At 68.6% G+C, this 17,346-nt stretch carries 17 protein-coding genes and 1 riboswitch; of the genes, 9 read left to right on the forward strand and 8 right to left on the reverse strand.

Going from position 1 to position 17,346, the window contains the following annotated elements; all coding sequences use genetic code 11:
• The first annotated feature begins 40 nt into the window (after positions 1-40).
• Complete coding sequence (locus AC1RRF_RS15335; RefSeq protein ID WP_492836058.1) at positions 41-646, forward strand: TetR/AcrR family transcriptional regulator; 606 nt, start codon at positions 41-43, stop codon at positions 644-646.
• Positions 647-683: 37 nt separating this feature from the next.
• On the opposite strand, the gene gcvPB is transcribed toward AC1RRF_RS15335, so the two are convergent.
• From gcvPB to gcvT, 5 genes are read right to left on the reverse strand one after another with little or no spacing between them, the layout of a single operon-like run.
• A complete protein-coding gene (gene gcvPB / locus AC1RRF_RS15340; protein ID WP_492836060.1) occupies positions 684-2,252 on the reverse strand; it encodes an aminomethyl-transferring glycine dehydrogenase subunit GcvPB in 1,569 nt (522 codons plus the stop codon).
• Between the two features lie 14 nt (positions 2,253-2,266).
• Positions 2,267-3,613, reverse strand: coding sequence for an aminomethyl-transferring glycine dehydrogenase subunit GcvPA (gene gcvPA, locus AC1RRF_RS15345; protein WP_492836062.1), 1,347 nt, complete (start codon positions 3,611-3,613; stop codon positions 2,267-2,269).
• Complete coding sequence (locus AC1RRF_RS15350; protein WP_492836064.1) at positions 3,614-4,126, reverse strand: hypothetical protein; 513 nt, start codon at positions 4,124-4,126, stop codon at positions 3,614-3,616.
• A 4-nt stretch (positions 4,127-4,130) separates the two neighbouring features.
• Positions 4,131-4,496, reverse strand: coding sequence for a glycine cleavage system protein GcvH (gcvH, locus tag AC1RRF_RS15355; protein WP_492836066.1), 366 nt, complete (start codon positions 4,494-4,496; stop codon positions 4,131-4,133).
• Positions 4,497-4,507: 11 nt separating this feature from the next.
• A complete protein-coding gene (gene gcvT, locus AC1RRF_RS15360) occupies positions 4,508-5,620 on the reverse strand; it encodes a glycine cleavage system aminomethyltransferase GcvT (RefSeq protein ID WP_492836068.1) in 1,113 nt (370 codons plus the stop codon).
• Positions 5,621-5,760: 140 nt separating this feature from the next.
• Positions 5,761-5,858: riboswitch (glycine riboswitch) on the reverse strand.
• 184 nt (positions 5,859-6,042) lie between these two features.
• On the opposite strand from gcvT, the gene AC1RRF_RS15365 reads away from it, so the two are divergent.
• Entirely contained in the window at positions 6,043-6,423 is a 381-nt protein-coding gene (locus AC1RRF_RS15365; RefSeq protein ID WP_492836070.1) for a hypothetical protein, read from the forward strand.
• A 24-nt stretch (positions 6,424-6,447) separates the two neighbouring features.
• On the opposite strand, the gene AC1RRF_RS15370 is transcribed toward AC1RRF_RS15365, so the two are convergent.
• From AC1RRF_RS15370 to AC1RRF_RS15380, 3 genes are read right to left on the reverse strand one after another with little or no spacing between them, the layout of a single operon-like run.
• Positions 6,448-7,482: an adenosine deaminase gene (locus tag AC1RRF_RS15370; RefSeq protein ID WP_492836272.1), complete on the reverse strand. Its 1,035-nt coding sequence runs from the start codon at positions 7,480-7,482 to the stop codon at positions 6,448-6,450.
• Between the two features lie 6 nt (positions 7,483-7,488).
• Positions 7,489-9,291, reverse strand: a complete 1,803-nt coding sequence (gene argS, locus AC1RRF_RS15375) for an arginine--tRNA ligase (protein ID WP_492836072.1) — start codon at positions 9,289-9,291, stop codon at positions 7,489-7,491.
• Positions 9,292-9,987, reverse strand: a complete 696-nt coding sequence (locus AC1RRF_RS15380) for a Tat pathway signal sequence domain protein (protein ID WP_492836074.1) — start codon at positions 9,985-9,987, stop codon at positions 9,292-9,294.
• A gap of 149 nt (positions 9,988-10,136) precedes the next feature.
• On the opposite strand from AC1RRF_RS15380, the gene ispH reads away from it, so the two are divergent.
• The 7 genes from ispH to AC1RRF_RS15415 all read left to right on the forward strand — a co-directional run bounded on the left by ispH (position 10,137) and on the right by AC1RRF_RS15415 (position 17,345).
• Entirely contained in the window at positions 10,137-11,108 is a 972-nt protein-coding gene (gene ispH, locus AC1RRF_RS15385; RefSeq protein WP_492836076.1) for a 4-hydroxy-3-methylbut-2-enyl diphosphate reductase, read from the forward strand.
• A 63-nt stretch (positions 11,109-11,171) separates the two neighbouring features.
• Complete coding sequence (locus tag AC1RRF_RS15390) at positions 11,172-13,283, forward strand: phosphocholine-specific phospholipase C (protein ID WP_492836078.1); 2,112 nt, start codon at positions 11,172-11,174, stop codon at positions 13,281-13,283.
• Between the two features lie 73 nt (positions 13,284-13,356).
• Positions 13,357-14,277 carry a DUF4232 domain-containing protein gene (locus AC1RRF_RS15395; protein WP_492836080.1) on the forward strand — a complete coding sequence of 307 codons (921 nt, stop codon included), beginning with the start codon at positions 13,357-13,359 and terminating at the stop codon, positions 14,275-14,277.
• A gap of 40 nt (positions 14,278-14,317) precedes the next feature.
• Positions 14,318-15,508 carry a glycine C-acetyltransferase gene (locus AC1RRF_RS15400; protein ID WP_492836082.1) on the forward strand — a complete coding sequence of 397 codons (1,191 nt, stop codon included), beginning with the start codon at positions 14,318-14,320 and terminating at the stop codon, positions 15,506-15,508.
• Positions 15,508-15,813, forward strand: coding sequence for a barstar family protein (locus AC1RRF_RS15405; protein WP_492836084.1), 306 nt, complete (start codon positions 15,508-15,510; stop codon positions 15,811-15,813). The genes AC1RRF_RS15400 and AC1RRF_RS15405 overlap by 1 nt, the downstream gene beginning before the upstream one ends.
• A gap of 10 nt (positions 15,814-15,823) precedes the next feature.
• Positions 15,824-16,876, forward strand: a complete 1,053-nt coding sequence (gene tdh / locus AC1RRF_RS15410) for an L-threonine 3-dehydrogenase (RefSeq protein WP_492836086.1) — start codon at positions 15,824-15,826, stop codon at positions 16,874-16,876.
• A 91-nt stretch (positions 16,877-16,967) separates the two neighbouring features.
• Positions 16,968-17,345, forward strand: coding sequence for an opioid growth factor receptor-related protein (locus AC1RRF_RS15415; protein WP_492836274.1), 378 nt, complete (start codon positions 16,968-16,970; stop codon positions 17,343-17,345).
• Position 17,346 lies beyond the last annotated feature (1 nt).

Here is a 17,346-nt window from a genome sequence, read left to right on the forward strand (position 1 = left end):
TTGAAGGGCGCCGGCTTGCATATCTGCATCCGGTGCAAATATGCAAGAAGTGCAAGATAACAATTCCTCCAATGAACCCGGCCTGCGCGAGCGCAAGCGCGCGGAGACGCACGCCCGCATTCAGACGGAAGGCGTCCGGCTGTTTCTCGACAAGGGGTTCGAGGCCACGACCCTGGACGAGGTGGCGGCGGCGGCCGACGTCTCGCGGCGGACCCTGCTGAACTATTTCGGCAGCAAGGAGGAGATCATCCTCTCGACCAAGGCGGAATTCCCGCAAGTGATCGCCGACGCGGTGGCTGCGCGGCCGGCGGACGAGCCGTTGCTGGACATGGTGGAGAACGCCTTCGTCGATCTGTCGCAGCGTTATCGGTCCGAGGAAATGCGCGCCGTGGCCGCCCTGATCGGTTGCACGCCGTCCCTGCAGCCCGGGGACCAGGCCAAGTACGAGCGGATCGAGCGGCTGCTGGCGCAGACCCTGGCGGCGCGCAAGGGACTGCCTGAGGACGACATCGACTGCCGAGTCGTCGCGGGCGCCGCCGTCAGCATCCTGAAGCTGTCCTCCGACGCCTGGCTGAAAGACCCGTCAGGGGATCCGGAGGTCTTTGGTCGTGCGGCCTTCGCGGCGCTCAGGCGCATCGGGGCATGACGGCCTCCCCCCGCGCGGCGGGGGAGGCTATCGGGGATCAGGCCGCCTGGTTGGAGCCTTCCGGAGCGGTCCAGCGCAGCACCGGCGAGCGGGCGGCGCGGGTCTCGTCCAGGCGCCGCAGGGGGGCGTGGAACGGCGCGCCCTTGAAGCGATCGACGTCGCCGGCCTTGGCGGCTTCCGCCAGCAGGCGCATGGCGTGGATGAAGCGGTCCAGCTCGGCCTTCGATTCCGTCTCGGTCGGCTCGATCAGCATGGCCCCGTGGACGACCAGCGGGAAATACATGGTCATCGGGTGGAAGCCCTCGTCGATCATCGCCTTGGCGAAGTCGAGCGTGGTGATGTCCGTGCCCTTCAGCCACTCGTCGTCGAACAGGGCCTCGTGCATGCACGGACCCTCCGGGAACGCCGGGCTCATCAGGTCCTGCAGGCGGGCCTTGATGTAGTTGGCGTTCAGGACGGCGTCCTCAGCCACTTGGCGCAGGCCGTCCGAACCGTGGCTCAGCATGTAGCTGAGGGCGCGGACGTACATGCCCATCTGGCCCTGGAAGGCGCACAGGCGGCCGAAGGCCTGGGCGGCCTCGTCTTCCTCGCGCTCGACCAGGCGGTAGCCGTCGGCGTCGTGGACGACCCAGGGGGCCGGGGCGAAGGGGGCCAGGGCCTCGGACAGCACCACCGGACCCGCGCCCGGACCGCCGCCGCCGTGCGGCGTCGAGAAGGTCTTGTGCAGGTTGATGTGCATGGCGTCGACGCCCAGGTCGCCCGGGCGCACCCGACCGACGATGGCGTTGAAGTTGGCCCCGTCGCAGTAGAAGTAGGCGCCCGCTTCGTGGGTCAGGCGGCTGATCTCCAGGATGTCGCGCTCGAACAGGCCGCAGGTGTTGGGGTTGGTCACCATGATGGCGGCGACGTCGTCACCCAGCTTGGCGGCCAGGTCGGCCACATCGACGCGGCCGTCGTCGGTCTGGGCCACTTCGACCACAGAATAGCCGACGAAGGCGGCCGTGGCCGGGTTGGTGCCGTGGGCCGAGGTCGGCACCAGCACCTTGCGGCGCTTCTCATGCTGGCCGGAGGCCTCGTGGGCGGCGCGAATGGCCATCAGGCCGCACAGTTCGCCGTGAGCGCCGGCCTTGGGCGACAGGGCGACGGCGGGCATGCCGGTCAGCGTCTTCAGCCAGTGGGCCAGGGTGTCCATCAGCTCCAGAGCGCCCTGCACCGTCGAGATCGGCTGCAGCGGGTGGATGTCCGAGAAGCCGGGCAGGCGGGCCATCTTCTCGTTGAGGCGCGGGTTGTGCTTCATCGTGCACGAGCCCAGCGGATAGATGGCCAGGTCGATGGCGTGGTTCTTCTGGCTCAGGCGCACATAGTGACGCATGGCCTCGGGCTCGGACAGGCCCGGCAGGCCGATCGGATCCTTGCGGACCAGGTCGCCGAGGTCCGAACCTGTGGTCTTGGGTTCCGGCAGGTCGACGCCGGTCTTGCCCCAGCCTTCGCCCTCGAAGATCAGGGCTTCATTCTGCAGCAGGCCGCGGCCGCCGGTCAGGGTGGCGGGCTTGGACTGGACTTGATTGGGGGCGGTCGGGCGGCCGACGGTGTTCATGGTGCTCATTGTTCCGTCTCCGCTCAGGCCGCCAGAACCGTGGCGAGAGCTTTCGCCAGGAATCTGATGTCGTGATCCAGGGTGGTTTCGGTCGCCGCGACCAGCAGGACGTCGTCCATGCCGGCGTCTGGCGCCAGGCGGCTGTAGGGCACGCCCGCCAGCACATGGTGCCCGGCGAGGGTGTCCACCACCTCGGCGGCGTTCTTGGGCAGGCGAACCGCGAACTCGTTGAAGAAGCGCGGGGTCAGGATCTCGACGCCCGGGATCGCCGCCAGGGCGTCGCGGGTGGCGACGGCCTTCTCGTGGTTCAGCAGGGCCAGTTTGCGCAGCCCCGTCTCGCCCAGCAGGCTCATGTGGATGGTGAAGGCCAGGGTGCACAGGCCCGAGTTGGTGCAGATGTTCGACGTGGCCTTGTCGCGCCGGATGTGCTGCTCGCGCGTCGACAGGGTCAGGACGAAGCCGCGCTCGCCGTCGGCGTCGACGGTCTCGCCGGTCAGGCGACCGGGCATCTGGCGGATCAGCTTCTCGCGCGTGGCGAACAGGCCGACGTAGGGGCCGCCGAAGTTCAGGGCGTTGCCGATCGACTGGCCCTCGGCCGCGACGATGTCGGCGCCCATTTCGCCGGGCGACTTCAGAAGGCCCATCGACACGGCCTCGGTAACCACGACGATCAGCAGGGCGCCGGCGGCGTGGGCGGCTTCGGCGATCTTCGTCACGTCAGTGGCGGTGCCGAAGACGTTCGGGGTCTGGACGACCACGCAGGCGGTGTCGGGGCCGATCTGGGCGATGACGTCGGCCTCGGCGTCCACGGCGGCCGGCAGGGCCAGGGTCTCGACACCGACGGCGTGGACCACGGTCTCGGTGGCCCGGATGTAGTGCGGGTGCACCCCGCCCGAGATGACCGCCTTGTTGCGGCGGGTCACGCGGGTGGCCATCAGCACGCCCTCGGCCATGGCGGTCGAGCCGTCATAGAGGCTGGCGTTGGCCACCGGCATGCCGGTCAGGTTCGCGACCTGGGTCTGGAATTCGTACAGATACTGCAGCGTGCCCTGCGCGATTTCCGGCTGGTAGGGCGTGTAGCTGGTCAGGAATTCGGACCGCTGGATCACGTGATCCACGGTCGCCGGGACGTGGTGTTTGTAGGCGCCCGCGCCGCAGAAGAAGGGCACCGAGCCCGCCGAGGCGTTCTTGTTGGCCATGGCCGAAAGCGTGCGCTCGACCTCCAGCTCGCCGGCCACGCGCGGCAGGTCGACGAAGCCCTCGCGGCGCGCCGCCTGCGGCACGTCCACGAACAGGTCGTCGATGGATTTCGCGCCGATCGCGGCCAACATGGCCTCACGGTCGTCGGGCGTCAGGGGGAGGTAACGCATCTAGACAGCTTTCCCGAAAAGGAAGTCGAGGATTGAGAAGCCTCGGTCGGGCTTCGAAGGGCGTCGCGCTGCGTGAGCAGGCGTCGGACGGGGCGTGGGCTCGGAGTCCGCGTTGTCCTCGTGAATCTGCTTCAACAGGTCCAGAAGGATGTCGGCTGACTCGATCTCGGTGATCTCCGGGGCGAAGAACAGGGGAGCGCGGGGCTCCCCCACGACGCCTGAGACGCGCACGAGGGCGGCTCCCCGGGGATCGCCGAGCAAAAAACTGTTGGTCCGCGAAAGGATCGTCAGCAAGGCCTCGGCGATCGTCGGGGTGAGGACGGGATACTCGGCGAGCATCCCGTCGTCCTCGTCTTCCCCGAACAGGTACAGAAGCGTTCCGTCGCTCAGTCGGACTTCAGCCTCCAGACCGGTCCGCTCCGCGCCGCAATCGACGAGCGCCGCCTCGACCAGCTGGCGCAGGCCTGGCTGGGACGGCGTCGTCGTCGCGTGGCTGAAGTAGACCGTGAACACGGCGTCAGAGAGTGGCCAGGAAGGCGTCGTAGGCGGCGCGGTCCATCAGGGCGTCGACCTGCGAAGCGTCCGAGATGCGGATCTTGGCGAACCAGCCTTCGCCTTCCGGGTCGGCGTTGACGGTTTCCGGGGCCGAGGCGAGGACGGCATTGCCCTCGACGACTTCACCCGACACCGGGGCGTAGACGTCCGAGGCGGCCTTGACGCTTTCGACGACGGCGAAGCTGTCGCCCTTCGAGACGGCCTTGCCGGCGTCAGGGGTCTCGACGAACACCACGTCGCCCAGGGCGTCGGCGGCGTGCTTGCTGATGCCGACGGTGGCGATGTCGCCGTCGACTTTGACCCACTCGTGATCCTGGGTGAAGCGCATGGGAGTGATCCTTAGACCTTGGGTTTGCGGTAGTAGCGTTGGGCGACGAAGGGCATGGCGACGACCTCGGCGGCGGCGGGCTTGCCGCGCACCAGGACCTTCAGGTCCGTGCCCAGTTCGGCGAAGGCGGGGGGCACATAGCCCATGGCGATGTTGCGGCCCAAGGTCGGCGACGGGCCGCCCGAAGTGACCGTGCCGATGATGTTTCCGTCCATGTCGGCGATCTCGGCGCCTTCGCGGGCCGGGGCGCCTTCCTTGACGCTCAGGCCGACGCGGACGCGGCTCGGGCCGTCGGCCAGTTCCTTCAGGATGCGGTCGGCGCCGTTGAAGTTCGCAGCTTCCTTGCGCGACTTGGACAGGGCGAACGTCAGCGCGCCTTCGACCGGGCTGGTCGTGGCGTCGATGTCGTGGCCGTGCAGCGGCAGGCCGGCTTCCAGACGCAGGCTGTCGCGAGCGCCCAGGCCGATCGGCTTGACGCGGGCGTCCTGCAGGATGGTGTTCCAGATGCGCTCGGCGTCGGCGGCCGGGACCGAGATCTCGTAGCCGTCCTCGCCGGTGTAGCCCGAGCGCGAGACGTAGCAGTCCACCCCGAACAGCATCAGGCGGGCGCTGTCCATGAAGCCGAAGTCGCCGAAGACCGGGTCATGGGCGGCCATGACCTCGGCGGCCTCGGGCCCCTGGATGGCGATCAGGGCGCGGTCCAGCACGGTCAGCTTGGCGTCGCCCTGCAGGTTGGCTTCCCAGAAGGCGAAGTCCTCGTCCTTGTTGCCGGCGTTGACGACGACGAACAGGCCGTCGTGGTCGGGCTTGCCGGCCATCAGGTCGTCGATGATGCCGCCGCTCTCGTTGAGCAGCAGCGAATACTTCTGCCGGCCGGACTTCAGAACCTGATAGTCGCCGGGCACGAAGCGTTCGAACTGGGCGACGGCGTCCGCGCCGGTGATCTTGCACTGGCCCATGTGCGAAACGTCGAACAGGCCGGCGTGCTCGCGGGTCCAGCGGTGTTCGGCCAGAACACCCTCGTACTGCACCGGCATGTCATAGCCGCCGAAGCCGACCATGCGGGCGCCCAGCGCGCGGTGGGCGGCGTTCAGGGGAGTGGTCTTCAAGGCTTGGTCGGTCATCAGACTCTCACGGTCGCGGGTTTTGGCGGAAGCTCCGCCGTCTACGCGCCCCCGCTGTCCTGAAGCCTGAGAGATTCCGCCCCGGACGTGATCCGGGACTTGCTCCGTCGGCGCGCCATTCGGCGGCTTTCCAGCGTCCGTGCGCTTTCGCGGTCCTTTTGCCTGAGCGTTTCCGGGGCGGTTGCGCCTTCGGCTCCGGGCCTGCCGAAGCAGTCCCGATCTCTCCCGCGAGAGCGAGCGGACCTAGGCCCCGACTCCGGCGTGAAGTCAAGCGGGACGGGCGGATCGGGCCGCCAATGACGTGGCCGTGGCGGCGGGTTTCCATGCCATGCGGGCGCGCCGCCATCCGTGCGGCGGCGCCGTTCATTTCGCGTTCAGCTAAAACGCCATCCTGTAGCTGTGCTGTATCAGGGAGGTTGGGGATGTGGCGGATCGTGTGGATCATCGCGGGTGTCGCGATGCTGGGGACTGCCATGCCGAGTTCGGCCTCCGCCCAGACCATGCCGCTGAACGAATTCATCGCGACGGCTGATCGCATTCCGCGCAATCCGCTCGCTCTTTTGCGATCCGACTATCGTCGCCTCAAGCGCGAGGTCGAAGCCGGCCTGATACTCATCGCCACGGCGCAGTATCGGGCGCGGGAAGCGAACCAGCCGCCTCAGACGTGTCTACCCGACACCTTCACGTTCAATACCGAGGCCACCCTGGGTCAACTCAAGGCGATCCCCGAATCCCGCCGTCGACGCATGACGATCACCGATGGCCTGCGCGAGGTTATCCGGCGGCAGTATCCGTGCCCGTAGACCGACCGGCCTCGGAGATGAGGTTCAGACGCTCGAGTACGTCTTCACTTCCGCGATCCGCGCCGCCTTGTCCGCTTCGCTCAGAAAGCTGCCCTCGAAGCTGTTGATCGCGATCTGCGTCACCTGCTCGCGGGTCAGGCCCACGGCCTGCGCCAGCCGGGCGTAGTTGGCGTTCACATAGCCGCCGAAATAGGCGGGATCGTCCGAGTTCAGGGTGACGTGCAGGCCCCGGCGCAACATCTCCGGGACCGGGTGATCCTTCAGGTCGTTGACCACGCAGAGCTTCAGGTTCGACAGAGGACAGACGGTCAGGGTCATCTGCTCGGCGGCGAGGCGTTCGATCAGGCTTTCGTCCTCCATCGAGCGGTTGCCGTGGTCCATGCGGTCGATGTGCAGCAGGTCCAGCGCCTCGTGCACATAGGCGGGCGGGCCTTCTTCCCCGGCGTGGGCGCACAGCTTCAGGCCCAGTTCGCGGGAGGCGGCGAAGACGCGCACGAACTTCGAAGGCGGGTGCCCGACCTCGGACGAATCCAGGCCCACGCCGATGAAGTGATGCAGGTAGGGCTTGGCCATCTCCAGCGTGGCGAAGGCCTCTTCCTCGGTCAGATGGCGCAGGAAGCTGAGGATCAGACCGCTGGTGACGCCCAACTCGCTCTTCGCCCGATCCATGCCCGCGATCAGGCCCTCGACCACCACGCCGAATTCGACGCCACGGTCCGTGTGGGTCTGGGGATCGAAGAAGATTTCGGCATGCCGGACGTTGTCGGCGGCGGCGCGCTGGAAATAGGCGAAGGCCAGGTCCTCGAAATCCTTGCGCGTCAGCAGGACGTTGGCCCCGGCGTAATAGATGTCCAGGAAGTCCTGCAGGTTCGAGAAGTCATAGGCCGCGCGCACGGCTTCGACGCTGTCGAACGGGATGGCCACGCCGTTGCGCTGCGCCAGCTCGAACATCAGCTCGGGCTCCAGGCTGCCCTCGATGTGCAGATGAAGCTCGGCCTTGGGCAGGCCGGCGATATAGGCGTCGAGCGACATGAGGGGGCTCCTGAAAGGCCCCGTCAGTCTAGCCTACATCCGCTCCGGCGTGTCGATTCCCAGCAGGCTCAGCGTCAGGACCAACTGATCCAACGTGGCCTTCGACAAGGCCAGCCGCGACGCCTTGGTCGCCTCGTCCGGCGCCACCAGCACGGGGCAGGCGGCGTAGAATTTCGAGAACGACTGGGCCAGCCGGTAGGCGTGCTCGGCGATCACGTGCGGCATGCGCTTGTCATAGGCTTCGGCCGCCGCCTGCGAGAACGCGTCCAGCGTCAGGGCCAGGTCGCGCTCCGCCGGTTCCGCGATGACGATGGCTCCGGCCTTGGCGCCCTGTTCCTCGCCCCGGCGCAGCAGGGATTTGATCCGTACCGCCTGGTACAGCAGGTAGGGGCCGGTCTTGCCCTCGAAGCTCATGAAACGGTCGAGGTCGAAGACGTAGCTGGTGGTCCGGGCGTTCGACAGGTCGGCGAACTTGAGCGCGGCGATGGCCACCTTGTGCGCGATGGCCTCGAACTCGTCGGTGGGCAGGTCGTCGCCCAGCTTGGCCTCGTGCAGCCGCTCACGGGCCTTTTCGGTCGCCTGATCGATCAGGTCGCGCAGCTTCAGAACACCGCCCGCGCGGGTCTTGAAGGGCTTGCCGTCCTGGCCGTTCATGGTTCCGAAGCCGAGGTGCTCCAAAGCGCCTTCGGCCGCGTAGCCCGCCAAATAGGCGGCGCGGAACACCTGTTCGAAATGCTCGGCCTGGCGCTCGTCGACGACGTACAGGGCCAGGTCCGGCGCCAGCGCCTTCTTCCGATCCAGGATCGTGGCCAGGTCGGTCGTGCCGTACATGGCAGAGCCTTCCGAGCTGATCACCAGCAGGGGCGGCGGAGACGGGGCCTCGATCACCGAACCGTCGGCCAGCTTCTTCTTGCGGGTCTCGCCGGGCCGGGCGACATGCACCACCTGGGCCCCATCGTCGGGAACCAGCAGGCCGGTCGCCTTCAGATGCTCCAGCATCTCGGGCATCTGCGGATCGGCGTCGCTCTCGCCGTTCCACAGGTCGAAATCGACCGACAGGTCGCCGTACTCGCGCTTCAGCGCCTCGCGGCTGACCGCCACGAAATGCGTCCACAGCGCGCGGTAGCCGGGGCGGCCGCCCTGCAGCTCCGCCGTCGCCTTGCGGGCGCGGTCGCGGAAAGCGGGGTCTTCCTTGGCCTTGCCGGCGGCCAGCGGATACAGCCGGTCAAGATCGGCCAGGGTCACCGGGCTTTCGGTCGGGAAGGGGCCATCGCCCTCGACCATGAAGGCGTCGGCCAGCCCCTCGTCGCCGCAGGCGACGATCAGCAGACCCATCTGGAAGCCCCAGTCGCCGAAGTGGGCGTCACCGGTCACATCGTCGCCGCGGAAGCGGAACAGCCGCTTCAGGCTTTCGCCGATGATGGCGCTGCGCAGGTGGCCGACGTGCATCGGCTTGGCCACGTTCGGGCCGCCATAGTCGATGACCACCTTGCGGGCCTCGGCGACGACCGCGGCTCCGGCGTGTTCGGCGTCCGTGGCCACTTCGGTCGCGCGTTGGGCGAGGGCGGCGTCGGCGATTTTCAGGTTGATGAAGCCCGGGCCCGCGATCTCGACCGAGGCCAGGCGCGGGTCGCCTTCCAGACGCGCCGCGATCTTGCCGGCCAGCTCACGCGGATTGGCTTTCAACGCCTTGGCCGCGGCCAGGGCGCCGTTGGACTGGAAGTCGGCCAGGTCGGGCCGGTCCGAGGGGGTGACGCGCGCCAGCGCGGGATCCACGCCTTCGGCGGCGAAGGCGGCCCCGACCGCTTCGCCCAGTTCCGTTCTGAGATCGGTCATTTACTGGGCCGGGGGCTGGGTCGCGGGAGCGGCGGCGCCCGCGTTGACGCGGAAACGGCTGCCCGATCGGTTGAACTCGGCCATCTGCGGCGTGATGTCGAAACCGACCAGGATCTCGAAGTGATCGCCGGGGGTCGTGGCCGAGGCGCGCGGGATAATGATCGTGTTGTCCTGGGTGACCGTCGTCGTCGTGGCGCCGTTCTCGAACGTCACCGGCAGGTCGAAATACGTCTTCTCCAGCACGGCGCTGTTCCGCTCGGTGACGGCGATCCAGTAGCGGTAGGTGCGGCCGTTGCCCTGCGCCTGCGGTCCGCGGCCCAGGTTGAACAGCACCCGCGTCTCGACCTGGATCGGCTCATCACCCTGATAGGCGCAGTCAGACACCAGGCCTTCCATTTCGCCGGTGTAGCCGACGTTGGCGGCCGCGACCCGGTCGCCGGTCAGCTCGACGTAGCGGGCGGCGTCATAGAGGATCTTCACATAGGGGCAGGGACCGGCGGCGGAACGGCGCTGCAGCGGGGCGATGCGCACCCGACGGGCTTGGCTGCCGGCCTGGTCGCCCGTCGAGGAGCTGTCGGGGCGGCCCGACGGATCCTGTCCGCCCGGGCGGCTCTGCGCGACGGCGACGGGCGCGACGGCCGCGAGGGTGGCGGCGACAAGAGCCGAGGCCAGGGAAACCTTCAGGACGCGACGCATCAATGCTCTTCCAGATCACGAGGAGGCGGCGACAGCCCGACGCCGTCCGCACGCTTGCCGCTGATAGCGGCTAAACCGAGGCGCGGCAAACCCGCCGGACGCGGAAACGGCGGTGGCGGCGAACGGTCCGAACGACTAGGTTCCGGCCCATGACCGTTCATCAGCCGATCCGACCGGCGGACAAGCGTCCCCTGACCGTGCGTCTCGCCACGCCGCGCGGGTTCTGCGCCGGCGTGGACCGGGCCATCCAGATCGTCGAACGGGCCATCGAGAAGTACGGCGCCCCGGTCTATGTGCGGCATGAGATCGTGCACAATCGTCACGTCGTCGAGCGGCTGCGCGCCATGGGGGCCGTCTTCGTCAAGGAACTGGACGACTGCCCCGACGACCGTCCGGTGGTCTTCTCCGCCCACGGCGTGCCCAAGTCCGTGCCCGCCACCGCCCGCTCGCGCGAGATGCTGTTCCTCGACGCCACCTGCCCGCTGGTCTCCAAGGTCCACGTCGAGGCCGAGCGGCACCACGCGGCGGGAAAGCACATCATCCTGATCGGCCATGCCGGACACCCGGAGGTGGTCGGCACCATGGGCCAGCTTCCGGCCGGGGCCATCAGCCTGGTCGAGACGGTCGAAGACGCCGAGGCGTTCCAGCGCCCGGGCGACGCCCCCCTGGCCTATGCGACCCAGACCACCCTGTCGGTGGACGACACCGCCGAGATCCTGGCGGCCCTGAAGCGGCGCTTCCCGGAGCTGCCCGACCCGCACAAGGAAGACATCTGCTACGCCACCACCAACCGTCAGGAGGCCGTGAAGCGGCTGGGCGACGGATGCGATCTGGTGCTGGTGGTGGGGTCCAAGAATTCGTCCAACTCGGTCCGCCTCGTCGAGGTGGCGATCAAGGCCGGCGCCCGCGACGCCCGGTTGGTGGATGACGCCAGCCACGTCGACTGGGCCTGGCTGGACGGGGTGTCGACCCTGGGCATCACCGCCGGGGCCTCGGCGCCCGAGCGGTTGATCGAAGATCTGGTGCAGGCCGTCCGCGACCGCTTTGACGCCGATGTGGTCGAGGACGCCGGCGAGCGCGAGACCGTCACCTTCAAGCTGCCGCGCGTCCTGACGGCCTGACGCGAGCCGTCATCCCGGGTTCGCACGGCTGTGCTTCGGTGCGGAATCAGCCCGGAGCCGACCATGGACGTTGACCGCCGCCGCCTTCTGCTCGCCGCCGGCGGCGGGGCCTTGATGCTTCCTGCCATCGCGAAAGCCATGGGCATCGATGCCGACGTCCGCGCCGGCGACATCACCGACATCGACCATGTCGTCATCCTGATGCAGGAAAATCGCTCGTTCGATCACTACTTCGGCGCCCTGCGCGGCGTCCGCGGCTTCGGGGACCGCTTCCCCATTCCGCTGCCGGACACCGCCGACCGCAAGGGCGGGACCTGCTGGGTTCAGGCCAATCCGGGCAAGCCCGGGCGGCCGTCCCTGGTCTCGCCCTTCGCGCTGAACACCGCCGAGGATTTCCGGCTCATGCGCGTGGAGGGCACGCCCCACAGCTGGCCCGACGCCCAGGCCGCCTGGGATCAGGGCCGGATGGCCGCCTGGCCGGTCGCCAAGACCGAACATTCCATGGGCTATTTCCGCCAGGAGGACATTCCCTACCAGTACGCCCTGGCCGAGGCCTTCACCCTCTGTGACGCCTATCATTGCTCGATACAGACCGGCACCAACTCCAACCGGCTGTTCCTCTGGACCGGGACCAACGATCCGACCGGGATGCGGGGCGGGCCGTCCATCTCCAACTCGCATGACGCCCTGGCGGCGGACGGCGGTCATGCCGACGGCTACCGCTGGACCACCTATCCCGAGCGGTTGCTGGCCGCGGGCGTCAGCTGGCGCATCTATCAGGACATGGCGGACAACTTCACCGACAATCCCACCGCCGGGTTCCAGTCCTTCCGCGACAGCCACGCGGGCGCGCCGGGCGCAGACCCACGCCTCGCCGCGCTGGCCCTCAGCACCCGGCATCTGGACGGCCTGCGTGAAGATGTCCTCGCCGGCGCGCTGCCGCGGGTGTCATGGATCGTCGCCCCGGCCGCGGATTCCGAACACCCCGGCCCCTCCAGTCCGGCCCAGGGCGCCGACTACACCGCGCGGGTCATCGAGGCCCTGACCGCCGATCCGAAGGTCTGGGCCCGCACCGCCCTGTTCGTCACCTTCGACGAGAACGACGGCTTCTTCGACCACGTCCCCCCGCCGGCTCCCCCGGCGCTGGCCGACGGCGCGGCCTCGCCCGCCATGGGCGGCTCCACGGTCGATACGACCGGTGAATACCATCTGGCGACCACGCCGAGCGAAGCCCGCGCCGAACGCCCCGAGTTCGTCGGTCGGCCCTACGGCCTGGGCCCCCGCGTGCCGATGTACGTCATCTCGCCCTGGAGTCGGGGCGGCTGGGTCAATTCCCAGGTCTTCGACCACACCTCGGTGATCCGCTTCCTCGAGACCCGCTTCGGCGTGATGGAGCCCAACATCTCCGCCTGGCGGCGCGCGGTCTGCGGCGACCTGACCGGCGCCTTCGATTTCCGCACGCCCAACGCTGCCCCCTTCACGGCCCTGCCGTCGACCGGCGAAGCGGCGGCCCGCGCGGCGGCCCTGCCCGGGCGGACCACGCCGGAGACTCCGGCGACGGCGGGCGCGCCCGTTCAGGCCCCAGGCTTCCGGCCTTCCCGCGCCCTGCCATACGCCCTCGGTGTCGATGAAGCCCAGGAGAGCAGCGCGGTCGCCCTGACCTTCCGCAATCACGGCGCAGCCGGCGCGGTCTTCCATGTCTACGACCGCCTGCGCCTCGACCGCACGCCCCGCCGCTACACCGTCGGGCCTGGCGGCGTCCTACGAGGAGTCTGGGAGCCGGGCCCCTACGACCTGTGGATTCTCGGGCCCAACGGCTTCCACCGTCATTTGATCGGTGACGCCAGCGGCGACGAGCCCAGCCTCGCTCTGGCCCAGCATCCGGACCGCTGCGAACTGGTCCTGACCGTCGCCAATCCCGGCGCCGCCGTCCGGATGATCGAGATCGCCGACGCCTATTCGCCTGACGGGGCGCCCTGGACCGTCGAGATCGCGCCGGGCTCGACCGTCACCCGCCGCTGGCCGGTCGCCGCGAGCCAGGGCTGGTACGACCTCTCCTTGAGCCGCTCCGGCGCGGGCGGCTATCTCCGACGGTTGGCGGGGCGGCTCGAAACGGGCGCGGATTCGATCAGCGACCCCATCATGGGCGGCCCGGCGGTCATGGATCAGGCCTGATCTCGGGCTTGCGCAAGCGGAGCCTTTGCCGTTCGGTGGCGTTAACGCTGCGACCGGGAAAGGGATCTTCTCCATGCGCCTGACAGCCGCCTGCACCACCGCCGTTTCCATTCTGGCCCTGGCCGTCGCGGCCTGTTCGCCTGAATCCGAGCAGCCGCCGGCTCCTGTCCCGCCGTCGCCCGCGCCGACGACCCCGGCCGCGCCGCCGGTCAGCTACGCCTGCGAAAGCGGCCAGTCGATCACCGTCGCCTATCCGGACGATTCGACCGCCCAGCTGGCCTACAAGGGCCAGACCTATGCTCTGCGCATCTCCCAGTCGGCCTCGGGCGCACGCTACATCGGCGCGGGCGTCGAATGGTGGACCGCCACCCGCGACGGCGCCGAGAGCGCCACCCTCAGCCGTCTGGGGCCCAATGAGGAAGTCGGCACGGCGGTGCTGGAACGCTGCAGCCGCCCGTCCCCCGGCCCCGTCGTCGCGCCCGGTCCCGTCCCGACGCCCCAGCCGGCCCCGGGCGGCGTCCTGCCCGCCGCCGCGCCCTGCCGGGGTCCGCAGCTGAAGCTGTCCAACGAGGGCGGCGACGCCGGGGCGGGCAACCGGGTTTCCAACATCGGCGTCCAGAACATCGGCGCGACGGCCTGCAGCCTGACGGGCTATCCCGGCGTGGTCCTGCAGGATCGCCAGGGCCGCAACCTGACCGCCATCCGCAGCGAGCAAAGCCCCGGAAGCTACTTCACCCAGGGCCAGGCGCCGTCGCCGGTGCTGCTGGCCCCGCAGGCCAAGGCCGCCTTCGAGATCGCCTGGAACGTCGTGCCCAACGAGGCGCAGGGCCAGACCACCTGCCCCAATGTGACGCGCCTGCGCGTGACTGCGCCGGGCGACACCGCGGCGGTTTCGATGGACATGGCGTTCAGCCCCTGCAGCAACCGCGTGCGGGTCAGCCCGATCCGCCCGCTGACGCCCACGGGAACGCCGGCGCCCGAGCCCACGGTTTAGGGGGTTCAAACCGTCACGGATTCGGCGTAGCGGAGCGCGCATGACAGCGACCTTCTACGACCGCGTCTCCGCGGAACTCGCCGACATCGACGCCCAGGGGCTGACCAAGCCCGAACGCGTGATCGCCTCCCGCCAGGGCCCGGTCATCAAGGTGGGCGGGCGCGATGTTCTGAACTTCTGCGCCAACAACTACCTCGGCCTCGCCGGCGACGAGCGGGTGACCCAGGCGGGCATCAAGGCGCAGGAGCGCTGGGGCGCGGGCACCGCCTCGGTCCGCTTCATCTGCGGCACGCTGGAGATCCACAAGGAGCTGGAGCGGGCGATCGCCGACTACCTCGGCTTTGAGGACACCATCCTGTTCGCCGCCGCCTTCGACGCCAATGGAGGCATCTTCGAGCCGCTGTTCGGGGCGGACGACGCCATCATCTCCGACAGCCTGAACCACGCTTCGATCATCGACGGCGTCCGTCTGTGCAAGGCCAAGCGGTATCGCTTCGCCACTTCGGACATGGCCGACCTTGAGGCCCAGCTGAAGCAGGCCCGGGCCGACGGCGCCAAGGAAATCATCATCGCCACCGACGGCGCCTTCTCGATGGACGGCTATATCGCCAAGCTGAAGGACATCCGGGCGCTGGCCGACCGGTACAACGCCCTGATCATGGTCGACGACTGCCACGCCACCGGCTTCCTGGGCCCGCAGGGGCGGGGGTCCTATGCCTGGAACGAGGTTGAGGTCGACTTCGTCACGGGCACCTTCGGCAAGGCGCTGGGCGGGGCGATGGGCGGCTTCATCTGCGCGAAGTCGAACGTCGTCGCCCTGCTGAAGCAGCGCGCCCGGCCGTACCTGTTCTCCAACGCGCTCAGCCCCGCCGTCTGCGGCTCGTCGCTGGAAGCCATCCGCATTGCCGCGGGCGAGGAGGGCGACAGGCTGCGCGAGCAGCTGTTCGCCAACGCCGCCCGCTATCGCAAGGCCATGACCGAGGCGGGCTTCACCCTGCAGCCGGGCGAGCATCCGATCATTCCTGTCATGCTGGGCGACGCCAAGCTGGCGCAGGACATGGCCGCCCGCCTGCTGGAGCTGGGCGTCTACGTCATCGGCTTCAGCTTCCCGGTGGTGCCGCGCGGCCAGGCCCGCATCCGCACCCAGATGTCGGCGGCGCACACCTTCGAACAGATCGACCAGGTGGTCGCGGCGTTCACGACGGCCGGGAGAGAGTTGGGCGTTATCTGATGCAGGGCATAGAGGTCGAGTTCGACGGGCGCAGGCTTCTGTCGAAGGACGATTTCTACGCCGCCATCGAGGCGATCCCGGAAACGCCGGATTGGTTCGGACGCAATCTGGACGCCTTGTTCGATCTGGTGCTGGCGGCGATCGAGGCTCCACTCACCATTCACTGGACCCATGCCGAAGTCTCGGCCAAGAGCATGGGCCCTGACTTTGACATCCTCGTCGGCGTCCTCAGGGATGCCGAGCGCGAACCGAGATCACGTTTCACGCTGCACCTCACGCAAGGCGCGGCGGAAGCCGAACGATAGGGAAAGACGCATGACCGACACCATGAAGGCCCTGGCCAAGACCCGCCCCGAAGTCGGCCTTGAGCTGATCGACGCCCCGATCCCGGTCGCCGGCGACGAGGATGTGCTGATCAAGGTCAAGCGCACCGCCGTCTGCGGCACCGACATCCACATCTGGAACTGGGATGAGTGGTCCCAGAAGAATGTCCCGGTCCCGATGATCACCGGCCACGAGTTCGCTGGCGAGATCGTCGCCATCGGCAAGGACGTGGATCGCCGCCTCAAGATCGGCCAGCGCGTCTCGGCCGAGGGCCACGTCATCGACCTGAACTCCGAAGCCGCCCGCGCCGGCCACTTCCACCTCGACCCGGCGACCAAGGGCATCGGCGTCAACCGTCAGGGCGCCTTCGCCGAATACGTCGTGGCCCCGGCCTTCAACGTCATCGAGCTGCCGGACGACGTGCCGTACGAAATCGGCTCGATCCTGGATCCGTTCGGCAACGCGGTGCACACCGCGCAGCAGTTCGACCTGCTGGGCGAGGACGTGCTGGTCACCGGCGCCGGTCCCATCGGCATGATGGCCGCCGCCGTCGCGCGCCACGCCGGCGCCCGCACCGTGGTCCTGACCGACATCAACGACTTCCGCCTGGACCTGGCCCAGAAGGTCGCCCCGGGCGTCCGCACGGTGAACACCACCAAGGAAGACCTCAAGGACGTCATGCACGAGCTGGGCCTGAAGGTCGGCTTCGACGTGGCGCTGGAGATGTCGGGCTCGCCCATCGCCTTCAAGCAGTGCGTCGACACCCTGATCATGGGCGGCGGCATGGCCCTGCTGGGCATTCCGGCCAAACCGATGGAGACCGACTGGGGCCAGATCATCCTCAAGGCCCTGACCATCAAGGGCGTCTACGGCCGCGAGATGTTCACCACCTGGCGCAAGATGCTGGGCCTGCTCAAGGCCGGGCTCGACCTGCAGCCCCTGATCACCCACCAGATGTCCTACGAAAACTACCGCGAGGGGTTCGAGGCCATGCGCTCCGGCCAGTCCGGCAAGGTGGTTCTGAACTGGGACAAGGTCGCCTGAGGATCCGGTTCTGACCGCATCGACGCCCTCCGTCCTCGCCTTCCTTGAGGGCGAAGGGACCGATGCGCGCGGGCGCACGATTTTTGACGTCCTGGCGTTCGACGACGCGGCGCTAGAGAGCACCCACGACTTCATCCAGTGGCTGTTCCCGCTGACCGAGCCCTCGTCCGCCGTGCCGGAATCGCCCGTGCTGACGGAGGACGAGGCCACGGCCATCTGCGACTCGGTCATGGCCCAGTGCACCTTGGCTGCGGCCACGGACCGTATCGCGGCCTTCTACCGGAACAACGACCACTGGCTGAAGGCGGCGGATCACAACCACCTGCGCATCACCCGCATCATCCGCGCCCTGCGCCGCCTGCGCGGCGACGAAGAGGCGGAGACGTTCCGCGCGGCCATCCTGGCGAAGGTGGAGACGACCGGGGCGCCGATCAGCGTCCGCAGCCGCGGCTACTGGGCCACGGCCTGAC

This window comes from Brevundimonas sp. GW821-FHT12C05 (assembly GCF_058807475.1).